The sequence below is a fragment of the Priestia sp. 3CA3 genome (genome assembly GCF_056836725.1).
This window is the reverse complement of record NZ_JBXENJ010000006.1, coordinates 227,225-240,690: the sequence shown is the minus strand read 5'-3', so window position 1 is coordinate 240,690 and position 13,466 is coordinate 227,225. Positions and strand designations below refer to the sequence as shown.

Genomic DNA, 13,466 nt, shown 5'->3' with positions numbered 1-13,466 from the left:
AATTAACAAGTTGACAATAGCTAATGTCATATGTTCGAAATGTATGCTAAAATGGTATCCAAATTTGGTGTTAAAACTTATGTCAAAATGGAGAGGTGATTAAGGATGAAATTTATCAAGCCAAAAAATAAAAATGCTGAAAAGGTTGATTGGTTGCTGTCGGAACGGACAAGAGCCATTGTTAAATACTATGCGGAATATACGGAATACAGCGAAAGTGAAGTAGTCGATAAATTTCTGGTAAACATCCTTGATGATAAAGACTTTGTTCAATGGATTGAAAAAAAGCGGAATAACCGCCGTATCGTGAAACAGTTAGAAATGGAAGATGCAGTTGAGGAAGATGCAATTGGTTAAATTGAAACGATTGGCTACCAAAGACGATAATCCTGTTATTGTTCATTCTCCATTATCGAATAGTGAGTTGACGAACCGTTTAAAGGATTATGACAAATTAACACCAAAACAGTTCGCTACGAAATATAAAGAGTTGTTATTTAAACCTGTGGAATTTAGTTGGAACGGACAATCACATCAGTTTCAATTCAATCAATGTCTAAATCCATATTGTAAGTGGTACGGTTTGCCTCAAAAGAAATTTGATGATGTTAAAGGGAAACCAAGCCGATACAGGCTTTCTGGTTCAGGTGATGACAAATCATTGAGGTGTAACCCAGACCCTATCAAAAAAGGGTATGGAGAAGTATTAGATACAAGGACATATGTTGTTTCAAATTGGTCAGTTGCCGAAGAAATTGAACGAATGGTCCGTATTCAAACAGTACAGGATATTGAACCTGAATATGAATTTCATAAAGATGGTTGTGCTGCTTCAGACTTTACCCCTTTCAATGAACCGAAATCGTTTTACAAGAGGGGTAAAAGTACCGCAAAATCTCAACGGTATCAATGCAAGGTATGCAAGAAGTTTACCAATGTATTGCCGAACCAAAGACAATCATCCACCTACCATCAAAAACGAAGCGAGATAATGCCGTTATATGCCAAACTTCTGCTTAACCGAACACCAGTAAGTAGAACTTGTGAAATCTTAGGGATTGGTAGAGGAACCTATTATGATAAACTTGAAATCCTGTACCGAAGGTGTTTGGAGTTTCTGGAAAAACACGAAATCAAACCTTTAAAAGAGGCTCAATTCAAGGAAATGTGGCTGAATACGGATAAGATGACCTATTTCCTAAATAATGTCCGTAAAAAGGGACAAGGTGGTTCTCGATTTGATGGCATCGAAGAACTTCAATTGCCTACAAGTGTGGTCATTTCCGCTGATGTTTTGTCTCGTTATGTGTTTCGATGTGATGTGGCATATGATTGGGATATTACCTTTAGTGACATAGCTATTGATACGGTATTGATGAAGGAAGACCATTTAAGCGAATTCGCCAAGAAACACGCTCGGTTCGATGAATATTCCGTATATCCGCAACCGCCATCAAAGAGCGATACACAAACACAATCGGAATACCATCAAGAACTGCTTAAAATGGAGCGTCGGGAAAAGTATATTGATGGATTACACGTTCAGGCAGCCTACACCACTACCGCTCATTTTTGGTTGATTAAAGAACTTGTAAAGGCTTCTGAATGGCGTTTTGTTACAGATGAGGATAAATCATTAATCAATTGTATTCATCGTGTTTTCTCGCAAGAGGTTCGCCGTACAGACGGGCATCATTTTCTATGCCAAACGGACAAAACCAAATCCCGAAAAAGAGCCTATGAGGAGTTTCAAGAGGCAAAAGCGAATTTATTGGAATGGGGTTCTCTAAGAGATATTGGGACTAAATCATTACGCAAATTGGCATATCTGTATCTAACAGAATTATTTGAAACTCACAAGTTCCATAAAATCGTTTCGGGTGGGACAAGTTCCCATAACGAGTATGCAGACAATCCAATTGAACATCCCTTAGCCACACCTGATAGAGGATTTCGCTCAGTCGATTGCACAACGGATGTTTCCTTTCTTGAACCCAAGGATATTGCGTCACTAATTATAAATGTGAATGATAATGCAACGAACACATTCATTCAACACATCCGTAGAAGATTATCCATTTTAGAAAGACCGCTGACAACGGCTCGTGGCGATGGAAAAAGTTATATTTATTCAAACTTTAATCCCAAGTATGCTCAAATGTCTTTGACAATCCTTCGAACTTACTACAATTTTTGTTTGGCTTATAAGACGAAGGAAGGAAAGCAAGAAGTCATTGGTACTCCAGCACAACGGTTAGGAATCGCTAAAAAGGTTTTTAGCTTAAAGGATATAATTTATTTCCGATAAATCATCCTACTTTAAACAGGATGATTTTTTTATAAAATAATTGGCAAGTTATGTTAGAATATTATAAAAATTGGAGGAGAAAATGATGCAAGTAAATAAGAAGAATATACAATCGGGAGACAAATCAATTAGCTATACACATATTGAAATGGGTTCCAAAACAATTTGCTTTATGTTTTCTGGCTCAGGTTACAATTACGATAAGCCCTTATTTTATTTTGCAACTATGGCAATGCTTCAAAACAAAATAGATATTGTTCATATCCATTATTCCTATGGAGAATATTTTTTGAAAAAGTCTCTTGAAGAAGTATCCAAAACAATGATAGACGATATTAACCCTGTAATTTCGGAAGTCTTTAAAAACGGTCAATACAATGAGTCGATTTTTTTAGGAAAATCACTTGGAACTATTCCAATTGCGAATGACCTAATGAAAAGAAATGAATTTACAAAGTCAAAAATGATTTTACTTACTCCATTGTTAAAGTTTGATTCGATTTTTGATTCAATCTTAAACAGCGAACACCAAGGACTTTTAGTTATCGGGGATAAAGACCCTCATTTCAATTCAAATCAGATTGACCAATTAAGTAGCTCGAATTTAAAGATAGAGGTTGTCCAAAATGCAAATCATCACTTAGATATTGGAGAATTTGAGACAACAAATTCAATATCAGCTTTATCAAGGGTAATGGAAAAACTTCAAAAAGCAATAAAAACAATTTAGCAAATTAATGGGATTATCGAAAGGGTAACCAATTTATGTGCTAATTCAATTGCTAAAATATATGCAAAAGAGGTGCTAATAGCACCTCTTTTTTGATGGTTATTTATAATTTTGTACTTCAAATCCGAACCCGTTAAGCTAAAAGCGATCGTTTTTTTTTTTTGAGCTATTTCGATAGGCAAAATAAAGCTATAAAAAAGAGGTAAATGCATCTATAATGATAAGAGACAGAGAGATAAAGAAAAGAGGTTGAGAAATGAATCAAGATTCTAAACGAGCAGGTATTGTTTATACAGCCAGCGCTTACGTTATGTGGGGGCTTTTTCCGCTTTACTGGAAGCTTCTTGGCGAGGTGAATGCGAATGAAATACTCGCTCACCGCGTTATATGGTCATTTGTTTTTATGCTTTTACTTTTGCTTGTGACAAAGCAAATGAGTTCTTTAAAGAAGACGCTTGGTTTATTATTTCGTAATACGAAACAAGCGGTCATTTTATTTGTGGCTTCAGTGCTAATCAGCATCAACTGGTTCGTTTACATTTGGGCGGTTAACCATAATCATATTATTGAAACAAGTTTAGGTTACTACATCAATCCGCTCGTTAGTATTTTGCTTGGCATAGTCGTTTTAAAAGAGAAGCTTAATTTTTGGCAAGGTGCTTCTGTTGGATTGGCTGCTATAGGTGTTATCGTTATGACAGTTACATACGGACATATCCCATGGGTATCATTAAGCTTAGCGTTTAGCTTTGGTTTGTACGGTCTTGTAAAAAAGACTATTCAGTTAGAAGCAAAAGTAGGATTAACGATTGAAACGATGATGGTTGCACCTATTGCAGTTATTTATTTTATTTTTCTTTTAGTGAAAGGATCTTCAAGTTTTTCCCTTCAGTCGCTTGATGTGAGCGCTCTTTTAATTGGAGGCGGTGTTGCTACAGCTATGCCACTATTGTATTTCGCTAAAGGAGCCCCGCTTATTCCGCTATCGATGGTCGGTTTTTTGCAGTACATTGCTCCTACCATGACGCTTTTATTAGGGGTATTCGTGTATCACGAACCGTTTTCTAGCATGGAAATGATTGCCTTTTTGTTCATTTGGGGCGGATCGGTGATGTTCATTTTATCTAAAACTAAGTTCATGAGTTCTCATCAGCCGAAATTCTTTAAAGGGCGTTCAGCTTAACGGACAAAAAAGCGGATATCTTTAGATATGCGCTTTTTTGTCTGCTGTAAAGAAATAAAAACGGAGACGGAAAAGTCACCGTATGTATACTTTATAGCTTCCGCTTGAAATGAGCGTTCAACTGACCTTGAAGCATTTGGTTTTTTACTTCTTTCATTTTTCTCGCTTCATCTTTTTTAGCCAGTTCTGTGCGTATTTCACTCGTTTGAACTCCTTCTTCTATACGATCGGCAATATCCATTAATCGTTCGACGTCTGAAAACGAATATTTCCGGATACCCGTATTGGTTCGGTCCGGAAAGAGCAGGCTTCTTTTCTCATAGTAGCGAATTTGTCTTTCTGATAAACCGGTTAATTCTTTTACAATCCCAATAGACATGACTTTTTTATCTCGATATGACGCTTCATTCGTAGACAATCTCCCTCACCCCTGAGTACGTAGTAGTATGTTATTATAAAGGAAAAAAATACAAAAAATTATAACATGTAATACATTCTAACATATATATGTTATATTTTTGAATTACTATGTGAGAAAAAGTGACATAAATAATGAAATAGGGAAAAGAGTCCTATAAACTAATGATTAACTCGATCCCAAGTGGTTAACCATACAGGATAAAGCCTTGTGGTTAATCACTTGCTTTCAAAATGATGAATAGAAAATAAATGTGAGAATATACATAAATTCTAAAAGGGAAGGGCGTTTTACATGGCTGTGCAACAATTGAAAAAAGAAGAGATTATTGAGCTGGCAAAAGAAATTATTGAACTCGATTTGAAAAGAGATGAAAAATTTGAAGAATTGACAGAGTTAGCCGGAAATCGTGCATATGAAATTTTGCGCAGAGTACAAAATGCCTGTTTATAAGTAATAAAAAAATCCCGCCTAGAGCGGGATTTTTAATGAGATTGCTGTTCAAGATTAAATAATTCTTGTTTCATCTTAGCGTGATCGAGGTTTTCACCTATAAAGACAAGAGTGGTGGGCAGCTTCATCATTTCTTTCATATATAGAGGCATGCCGTATGAATATTGAAACGAATACGTATCATTCGAATGAGTGAAGCGCATGTAGCCTTTAATGCGATAAATGGTATCTGGCATTTGGCGAAGCCAATTTTCAAATAATTCAAGATCCACTTTTTTTGTAAACTCATATACAAATGTTTTCAAATGAAGATGATCTTCAACATGAGCCTTATGGTGCGGCTGTTTTTGAGACAGCTGAGCTTTTTGAATCACATCAAGCTTCACGCGGGAAAATGTCGTTAATAATGTCCTTGCACTAGCGTTAATGGATTGAATCTCAAAAAGCAGGGAAGACTTTTCTGACTCAGACAGCATGTCCGTTTTATTTAATAAAATTACATCCCCATGTTTTACTTGTTCTTGAAGAAGTTTTTGAAGTTGAATGCTTAAGGAACCACGTTCTTTCCATCTTGTCGCATCCAGTGTGGTGATAATACTTTTAATCGTAACTTGATGCGCAAAAAGAGGAGACATACAAGCATCTAATACTTCAATGGGATGGGCAACTCCCGTTGTTTCTATATAGATAGCATCCAATGTGTTCTCCTGTAAAAGTGAATGAAGCTGCGTTTCAAATTGACCTTGAATCGTACAGCACACGCAGCCATTTAGCAATTCTTTTAACGGCGTGTCTTCTTCTACTTCATTTGAGTCAATCGAAACTTGGCCAAGCTCATTCATCACAACAGCAATATTGCGATTACGATCTTTTTCTTGCTGAAGCAGCTGTTTAAGCAACGTTGTTTTTCCGCTGCCTAAAAATCCAGATAAAATGTAGATTTCTGTTTTCATTTCAGTCTCTCCTATGTAAATAACATTATTTAAATCGGAATTTTTCCGATTACGGGTTGGTAAATCGTATATCCAAGAGGGGATAAATGTCTAAACGTAAATTTTTATGCTTTTTTGTATTCATTATAACAACTTTAAAAGCGCTATGGCTATCTTTTGTAGAAAACTCAAAATACAATGAAATAAGAATATTATAAAATTTCAAACTAGCTGTGCTACAATAAAAGAAAAAGAAAAGGGGAGCAAAAGTTATGCGAATATTAGTTTTAGGCGCAGGCGGCGTTGGCGGTTATTTTGGAGGCAGGCTTGTGGAAAAAGGAGAAGATGTTACTTTCCTTGTCAGAGAACGCAGAAAAAAAGAGCTGGAACAAAACGGACTTGTGATTAAAAGTGCACACGGTGACTTCACTTCACCTGTACAAGCTATTACAAAATCTGAGGTAAAAGGACCTTATGATGTTATTTTGTTCACAACGAAGGCTTATCATCTTACACAAGCAATTGAAGATGTCCGTCCTTTTGTAGGGAATCAGACCGTTGTAATACCTTTGTTAAACGGTATGGCTCACGTCGCTCCATTGCAGGAAGCTTTTGGGGAAGAGAAAGTCATTGGAGGGCTGTGCTTTATTGAAACTACTTTAAACCAAGATGGAGAGGTCGTCCAGACGAGTCCTGCTCACAGACTTGTATTTGGTGAATTTAAGCAGAAGGACGCAGAACGATTACAACTGATTGAGCAAGCGTTCAGTGGTACAAAAGCTTCGTTTGTGAAAAGTTCATATATTGAACAGGATATGTGGCATAAGTATTTGTTTATTACGGTTATGTCAGGCATGACTACTCTTATGCGCGCACCTGTTGGACCAGTTTTAGCAGCAAAAGGCGGGCGTCAATTTGTGCAAGAACTTTTTAAAGAAGTGGAAAATATTATGATGGCCTACGATGCACCATTAGCCGAAGGAATCATTGAACAGCATATGAATACGATGGACAAAATGACGTATGACATGAAGTCATCGATGCAGCGCGACATGGAAAAAAGCTCTCAAATTGAAGGAGACCACCTTCAAGGATATTTGCTGAAGTTAGCTGAAAAATCGTCTATACACGTACCGCTTCTTCAAACTGTACATACGCATCTAAAAGTATATGAAGAAATGTTAAAAGGTTATCAAAAATAATGACAGCAAAAATTGATTTAGCAGTCATGCAAGTATTGCAAAAGCTGCTAAGTACAGCAGAAATGGGACAATTGCCTTCCGCTCCTGGCATTTATTTTTTCTTTGATGAACCCGGCCGGCTTTTGTATATCGGAACCACGACGGGCTCTCTATCAGAAAGAGTAAGAGCTCACGTTGCAGGAAAAGGTGTTAGCAATACAAAAAAATTCCACAAAGAAATTCATGCGGTTGGATATATTGAAGTTCATGGATTAAAAAAAGAATTAGATATGTTGAGAACGATGCTTGTGAATGGTTATTTTCCAAAATACAATAAACAAGATGTAAAAAGAGAAAATGAATACGACATTTACACCGTTCACGGCAGAGTCCTCAGGGATACAGGAGTTAACAAGAAAAAAGTCTCTAAGCGAAAAACGGTGCTAAAGCCAACGTTAAAAGAGATAGAGATTCGCCAAGAAAACAGCGATATTACATATGCACGAGTCGCAAATATGAATGCTGAAGATCGAGTGAAAAAATTGTGGTCTTGTCAAGAAGCAGGAGCGCAGCTACATCTTCCGGAGTCGAAAGTGTTAGCAATAAGTGACCGGCTCTTAAAAGAACAGTATACATTTCAGCGAGATATGAAAAAGAATATGATGTTTACGATGCGGGATTTAGTTGTTATTCAAGTGTTGTTAAATTTAAATCCGACTCATGATTTGAAAAAGAGAGAAATAAAGGAAGCCATCAGTTTAGTGCGTAAATTTGGTATAGAAGAAGCTCTTCGCATCTCTGAAAAATTACTCAAAACGTAATAAAATCCATGATCATTGTGATCATGGATTTTATCATTTATCATTCGCGCTTAAGCTAATTCGTCAATAACTTTTGGTAGAGCCATAATGGAAATAACGCAAAGTGAACTGACAACTTGATGCATTTCAAAAATGGCAATGATGAATAACATCAGTGATATATATAATTGAAGGCCTTTTAATCCCCACGGCTTGCGATCGAAAAAAAAGTCGCTAAGTACAAATACAAAGAAAATGAGCGAACTGAACAAAATAATCATGGATGTAGACATGGAACGATCATAAGCAATGATAAATAACAAAGCGAGAAGCGACACAACAGATATAACTTTTAATGTTTTAATCATCGTGTTTTTATTCACTTTTTTCACCTTCATTTGTAGGATTGATCTTTCATCCTCATTTTATAGGATAGTCAAAAGTTCTAAAAGTCAAACGAATAAATCATAACAACAATTTAACATCTTTATACTACATTTACATTGAGAGAAAAAAATGGGCGGGTTTTGAGCTTTGTGCACTTCATTGACGCGTGCAAAGAACAAGTGCTATAGTATGTTTGCTCTAAAAGCTAAAGGAGCAAAGTTTTCAAAGGACGTGACTATGTGAACGAAACACTATTAGTAATTGATGGATTTAATTTATTAAGCCGCTGTTATTTTGCTACTTCTTATGGAAGAGATGAAGCAGCGTTGACAAGAAACAGTAAGGGCCAATTTACGAATGCCCTGAGAGTAACGATTCAAAAAATGCATGCATTGATTCACCAATATGAGCCAAGCCATATTTTCGTCGCTTGGGATGTTAAACGCGAGGATACAAAACGTAAAGATACATACGCTTTATATAAGCAAACAAGAGCAGAGCTGCCTGATCCGCTGATTCAGCAGTACGAAACGTTAAAGCAATTTTTTGATACAGTAGGCATTTATCAAATGTCATTGTCTTCTTATGAAGCAGATGATTTAATTGGAGCACTTGCAAGCAAGTGGAGTAAGGAAAAGCAAAGTCCAGGGTACATCTATAGCAACGACCGAGACTTGCTTCAGCTCCTAGATCAACATATTTCGCAAATTATTGCTAAAAAGCAGGTTGGCGATCTTGTTTATGGCTTTAAGCACTTTCAAGAAGAATATAATATTCATCCTCGTCAATGGGTGGACGTAAAAGCATTGCTTGGTGACAAATCTGATAATATTCCGGGCGTTCCAGGTGTAGGAGAAAAAGCCGCACTGCCTCTTATTCAACAATATGGCTCTATCCATGAAATTTATGCACAAATTGAACAATTAGATCCAGCTTTTAATCGTTACAAAAAAAAGCTAGCAGAAGGAAAAGAACTAGGTATGCTTAGCCGTGAACTCGCTGAGATTATTATAGACATTCAAGAAATCAGTATGTTGAATTGGGGAGAATTAACATTTATGTATGATTATGAACGATGGAATAAAGAAATTCAAAGTCTAGAACTAAACATTAGGATTCGCTCCTGATTTTTAGTACAATACAATTTATGAACATGAGAAAGGAGTAACAAGCGTGCAACCAATTCATAAAGAAACAGTTCAAAAAAAAATACAAACATTTTTAAATAAAGACGTATATGTACACCTTGAAACGACAAACGGTGCATATGCTTCACACGTAAATGAAAAAGTAATGACAGTTGGGGCTTTTATTCGCAATGGTAAAGTCACTATTTCAAACGGAAAGATAACTGGAGAAGGTCCTTATCGTGTAGGTCTTCAAATTGATTTAGGATGGATTTATGCAGAGGGATTAACAGATTGGGAAATTGATGAAGAAGGCAGACTTCTTTTAGCAGGGCATGACTTTGAAGGTCGTTTAGCAGTTGCCCTTCAATTAAGTGAACATCCGTTTTCATAACAGAAAAGAGAGGAGAATAGAACATGGAAGAAAGATTATTAATTGTATTTCCGCATCCTGACGATGAAGCATATGGAGCAGCAGGAATGATCACGCAAGCTAGACAAAAAGGAACGCCCGTTACATATGCTTGTGTTACGCTAGGTGAAATGGGACGAAACATGGGTAGACCCCTGTTTGCTAACCGTGAAACTCTACCTCAAATCCGAAAAAAAGAACTTTTAGATTTAGCAAACGTTTTAGACATTCAAGACTTGCGTATGCTAGGGCTTCGTGATAAAACGCTAGAATTTCTTGATATTGATGTTTTTGCAGATAAAATTGAAGAAATTATTAACGATGTAAAGCCGACTCACATTTTAACGCATTACCCTGGCTTTGCAGTACACCCTGATCACAATGCCACGGGAGCAGCTACGATCCAAGCGGTAAAACGTATGCCAAAAGAAAAGCGTCCGGTTGTTTGGTGTCATGCGTTTTCAAAAGATCGTATTGAACATATTGGAGAACCAGATGTTATTTTTGATGTAACAGCGATGAAAGATAAAAAAATTGAAGCGTTAAAAGCCCATCGTTCTCAAACAGAAGGAATGATGAACGCAATTGACTTCGATCGCTTATCTGACTATCCGCAAATGGAACGTCTATTAACAAGAGAAGAATTCTGGACATATAACTGGGAGTAACAGATGAAAAAACAGCGAATTTTATTTATTGGAGCAGGACGAATGGCTGAAGCCGTAGCGGCTGGCTTGGTTACGAGCAGCGCTGATAGTATTGAGGCAGTGGTGATGTCAAACAACGGAGATATCGGTCGGTTACAGCGAGTTGAAAAAACGTACGGCGTACAAACGACGCAAAATTGGCGCCAGGAAGTTGACAATTCGGACGTTATTATTTTAGCGATGCCTCCCGAGGCGCATCCTTCCGTTCTCAAGGAACTTTCGACTCATTTAAATCAGCAATTTGTTGTAACGTTAGCTGCAGGAATTGGTCCGAGTTATTTAGAAAACCACCTTCCTCAGGAAACGCCTGTCGCTTGGATTATGCCAAATACAGCTGCTATGATTGGGCAATCGATGTCCCTGTATACACTTGGAACTTCTGCAACAAAAGAGCATAAAGAAGTGCTTCAAATGATTTTAAAAGGAATTGGTGAAGCGCATGAGTGTTCAGAAAAAGAAGTACATGAGCTAACGGCTGTAACTGGCAGTGCACCTGCGTTTTTATATTATTTTGCAGAATCGTTAATTGATGCAACGACTGCTTACGGTGTGGACGAAAAAACAGCCAAAGATTTAGTTATTCAAATGATGTATGGCTCTGTACAAATGCTGCATGAAACCAAAGATCCTGCGTCTTTAAGAGAGCAAGTAACAACTCCAGGCGGCGCTACTGCCGAAGGATTAAAAGTGATGAAAGAACAAGACTTTTTCTTAACAATGAAGCAGGCAATTGAAGCAACGAATAAAAAAGCAATGGGTGGAAGCTAAAAAAGCTCATACAACCATATGTTAGATAAAAAATCCGAACTATAGTTCAGCATTCTTTCATTAGAATGTTGAATCAGTTCGGATTTTTTTATGAATAGACTTTCTTAACATAAAAATATGCCTCTTTGGAATCGTTTTTTCTCTATGTGCCGAGCTTTTTTAGTCATCGACAAATCGCTTTTTTGTATCAGAAGTTGGGAGCATGCAGTGCTGCTGTTTGCCAAACCACTTATATCGGTTGCGAGCGATCCAGTTGTATACGATATCTCGAATAGGCGCAGGAATGATAATAAGTGCATATAAAAATTTAACGGGTCCATCTAAGCGCTTGGCGATTTTTAAAGCAGCCGTTGATTTTATATATCTTTGTTTTCCATGGATATATACAATGCTGTCTAATTGCTCAGGAAGTAAGCCGTGAGAGGCGAGCTGCTGCTTTCCGAAATCTGATTGAAGAGAGGCGAAAGAAAACAAAGCTTGTTCATCATGTTTAATAATAAATTGAACACTGCTGTTACATAAATTACATATGCCATCAAAAAGAATCAAATGTTTCATTGGACAATTTCGCTCCTATTCCATAAAAAAAGTATAATTACTTGTCATTTTTGAAAAATAAAGGTACGTTTAAAAGATGTGAAAGTGATCCAAATGCAAAGGTAATTCGATTATATAATAAGGACTCATAAGAGTTAAAGGAGAAGGGTATGAAAGAGCAAAAAGACGTTGTCTTATACAATAGAATAAAAGAACAAGACAAAAAAGCCCTTGAACTGCTGTATGACAAGTACGAGCGAATTCTTTATTCGTTTGTATACCGGTTAACAAATAGCTCTGATATTGCTGAAGAAGCTGTTCAAGAAGTATTTATTAAGCTGTGGAGAGGAAAGGGAGTTTACAGCGATGAAAAAGGGAAGTTTTCATCATGGCTGTTTACGATTACAAGAAACACCGCGATTGATATGGTGAGAAAAAGAAAAAACGATCCTATTTTCTCAGAAGAAATTTTTGATTTTATTGAAGATGATCATCCTCAGATTGACGAGCACCTTCAGTGGAAAGAAGAACAGCAGAGAGTACGGCACGCTGTATCAAAATTGTCTGAAGACCAAAAAAAGATTATTCAATCCGTTTATTTTAAGGGATTAACGCAGCAAAAAGTAGCAGAAGAGCAGCAAATCCCATTAGGAACAGTAAAGGGTAGGGTGCGATTAGCGTTGCGGAAATTAAAAACATATTTAGGTACCGATGCAGAAGGGAGAGCTGATTCATGAGTATGTGCGATAAACTAATTGATTACTATAATGATCAGTTGACTTCCCATGAGAAAAAAGAGTTTGAAATGCACTTAAAAAACTGTCAAAGCTGTCAGGATGAACTAAAAGAACTGGAGGAAGTTCTTGGAGATCTAACGTATTTGACACCAGAGCAATCTCCTCCTCCAGAAATGAAACAGCGAATACTTGCAAATGTATTCGAAGAAGATCAAGGTGAGACAAAGAGAGAATCAATAGCTTTTAAAAATGAAAAACAATATGCTGCGTCTAAGAAATCAAATAAAAAATCCGTCATTATTGGATTAGCTGCGGCACTTATTTTATCCCTTGTAGGAAACAGCTACTTTCTGTTGAAAGATGGAGACAAAGGCAAACAAGAACCAAATGTTTCGGTTGCTCCTCAAAATGAACCTCTTACATCTGAGAAAACGATGAAGCTGCAGGCAGAGCCGAATGTTTCTGGTGAAGCAACAGCATCTCTGACGAAAAAAGGTGGAAATTTAAATGTGGTCATTCAAGCGAATAACTTGAAAAATGTAAAAGGGAATGAAGTCTATCAGGTATGGCTCATAAAAGGTGATAAGCCTCACCCGGCAGGTGCTTTTGTAACAGATAAAAATGGAAATGGGACAGTGTTCTATACGATGAGCCGAAAAGAACAGAGTGAAAAGTGGGATGTTATGGCCATTACTTTAGAACCGAACGCGAATAATAAGACGCCAAAAGGAAACGTTGTGTTAAGTTCAGCGCTCTAACAAAAACCCTTCTGCTAGCAGAAGGGTT

The 13,466-nt window shown here is 37.0% G+C and carries 17 protein-coding genes; 13 read left to right on the top strand and 4 right to left on the bottom strand.

The window, feature by feature from the left end; genetic code table 11:
• The first annotated feature begins 105 nt into the window (after window positions 1–105).
• The 4 genes from AC1VNJ_RS17640 to rarD all read left to right on the top strand — a co-directional run bounded on the left by AC1VNJ_RS17640 (window position 106) and on the right by rarD (window position 4,221).
• Complete coding sequence (locus tag AC1VNJ_RS17640; protein WP_482641121.1) at window positions 106–357, top strand: hypothetical protein; 252 nt, start codon at window positions 106–108, stop codon at window positions 355–357.
• Window positions 350–2,308 (top strand): transposase, encoded by a 1,959-nt coding sequence (locus AC1VNJ_RS17635; RefSeq protein WP_482641120.1) that lies wholly within the window; start codon window positions 350–352, stop codon window positions 2,306–2,308. Before AC1VNJ_RS17640 ends, AC1VNJ_RS17635 begins: the two co-directional genes overlap by 8 nt.
• Window positions 2,309–2,393: 85 nt before the next feature.
• Window positions 2,394–3,038, top strand: a complete 645-nt coding sequence (locus AC1VNJ_RS17630) for an alpha/beta hydrolase (protein WP_482641166.1) — start codon at window positions 2,394–2,396, stop codon at window positions 3,036–3,038.
• 256 nt (window positions 3,039–3,294) lie between these two features.
• Window positions 3,295–4,221 carry an EamA family transporter RarD gene (gene rarD / locus AC1VNJ_RS17625; protein ID WP_482641119.1) on the top strand — a complete coding sequence of 309 codons (927 nt, stop codon included), beginning with the start codon at window positions 3,295–3,297 and terminating at the stop codon, window positions 4,219–4,221.
• Between the two features lie 91 nt (window positions 4,222–4,312).
• Here the strand turns inward: rarD and AC1VNJ_RS17620 are convergent, their stop codons facing one another.
• Window positions 4,313–4,639, bottom strand: coding sequence for a MerR family transcriptional regulator (locus tag AC1VNJ_RS17620; protein WP_013082852.1), 327 nt, complete (start codon window positions 4,637–4,639; stop codon window positions 4,313–4,315).
• A gap of 294 nt (window positions 4,640–4,933) precedes the next feature.
• Between AC1VNJ_RS17620 and AC1VNJ_RS17615 the strand changes: the two genes are divergently transcribed.
• Window positions 4,934–5,092, top strand: coding sequence for a hypothetical protein (locus AC1VNJ_RS17615; RefSeq protein ID WP_013056708.1), 159 nt, complete (start codon window positions 4,934–4,936; stop codon window positions 5,090–5,092).
• A gap of 32 nt (window positions 5,093–5,124) precedes the next feature.
• On the opposite strand, the gene AC1VNJ_RS17610 is transcribed toward AC1VNJ_RS17615, so the two are convergent.
• Window positions 5,125–6,045: a CobW family GTP-binding protein gene (locus AC1VNJ_RS17610; RefSeq protein ID WP_014460454.1), complete on the bottom strand. Its 921-nt coding sequence runs from the start codon at window positions 6,043–6,045 to the stop codon at window positions 5,125–5,127.
• Between the two features lie 251 nt (window positions 6,046–6,296).
• On the opposite strand from AC1VNJ_RS17610, the gene panE reads away from it, so the two are divergent.
• Both panE and AC1VNJ_RS17600 read left to right on the top strand, forming a co-directional pair.
• Window positions 6,297–7,226, top strand: coding sequence for a 2-dehydropantoate 2-reductase (gene panE, locus AC1VNJ_RS17605; protein WP_482641118.1), 930 nt, complete (start codon window positions 6,297–6,299; stop codon window positions 7,224–7,226).
• Window positions 7,226–8,026: a GIY-YIG nuclease family protein gene (locus AC1VNJ_RS17600; protein WP_028413633.1), complete on the top strand. Its 801-nt coding sequence runs from the start codon at window positions 7,226–7,228 to the stop codon at window positions 8,024–8,026. The genes panE and AC1VNJ_RS17600 overlap by 1 nt, the downstream gene beginning before the upstream one ends.
• A 50-nt stretch (window positions 8,027–8,076) precedes the next feature.
• Here AC1VNJ_RS17600 and AC1VNJ_RS17595 read toward each other — a convergent pair whose 3' ends face one another.
• Window positions 8,077–8,388, bottom strand: coding sequence for a hypothetical protein (locus AC1VNJ_RS17595; protein ID WP_016763842.1), 312 nt, complete (start codon window positions 8,386–8,388; stop codon window positions 8,077–8,079).
• A 243-nt stretch (window positions 8,389–8,631) separates the two neighbouring features.
• Between AC1VNJ_RS17595 and AC1VNJ_RS17590 the strand changes: the two genes are divergently transcribed.
• Genes AC1VNJ_RS17590 through proC form a run of 4 tightly spaced genes read left to right on the top strand, consistent with a single transcriptional unit; the run spans window position 8,632 to window position 11,406 of the window.
• Window positions 8,632–9,519, top strand: coding sequence for a 5'-3' exonuclease (locus AC1VNJ_RS17590; RefSeq protein ID WP_098626773.1), 888 nt, complete (start codon window positions 8,632–8,634; stop codon window positions 9,517–9,519).
• Between the two features lie 46 nt (window positions 9,520–9,565).
• Window positions 9,566–9,913, top strand: a complete 348-nt coding sequence (locus tag AC1VNJ_RS17585; protein WP_013056714.1) for a YojF family protein — start codon at window positions 9,566–9,568, stop codon at window positions 9,911–9,913.
• Between the two features lie 23 nt (window positions 9,914–9,936).
• Window positions 9,937–10,599: a bacillithiol biosynthesis deacetylase BshB2 gene (gene bshB2, locus AC1VNJ_RS17580; RefSeq protein WP_013056715.1), complete on the top strand. Its 663-nt coding sequence runs from the start codon at window positions 9,937–9,939 to the stop codon at window positions 10,597–10,599.
• A 3-nt stretch (window positions 10,600–10,602) separates the two neighbouring features.
• A complete protein-coding gene (gene proC / locus AC1VNJ_RS17575; protein ID WP_028413631.1) occupies window positions 10,603–11,406 on the top strand; it encodes a pyrroline-5-carboxylate reductase in 804 nt (267 codons plus the stop codon).
• A gap of 159 nt (window positions 11,407–11,565) precedes the next feature.
• Here the strand turns inward: proC and AC1VNJ_RS17570 are convergent, their stop codons facing one another.
• Entirely contained in the window at window positions 11,566–11,964 is a 399-nt protein-coding gene (locus tag AC1VNJ_RS17570) for a thiol-disulfide oxidoreductase DCC family protein (RefSeq protein ID WP_028413630.1), read from the bottom strand.
• Window positions 11,965–12,113: 149 nt separating this feature from the next.
• On the opposite strand from AC1VNJ_RS17570, the gene AC1VNJ_RS17565 reads away from it, so the two are divergent.
• Window positions 12,114–12,680, top strand: coding sequence for an RNA polymerase sigma factor (locus tag AC1VNJ_RS17565; RefSeq protein WP_482641117.1), 567 nt, complete (start codon window positions 12,114–12,116; stop codon window positions 12,678–12,680).
• On the top strand, window positions 12,677–13,438 hold the full coding sequence (locus tag AC1VNJ_RS17560) for an anti-sigma factor (RefSeq protein ID WP_482641116.1): 762 nt from the start codon (window positions 12,677–12,679) through the stop codon (window positions 13,436–13,438). The genes AC1VNJ_RS17565 and AC1VNJ_RS17560 overlap by 4 nt, the downstream gene beginning before the upstream one ends.
• Window positions 13,439–13,466: the final 28 nt, after the last annotated feature.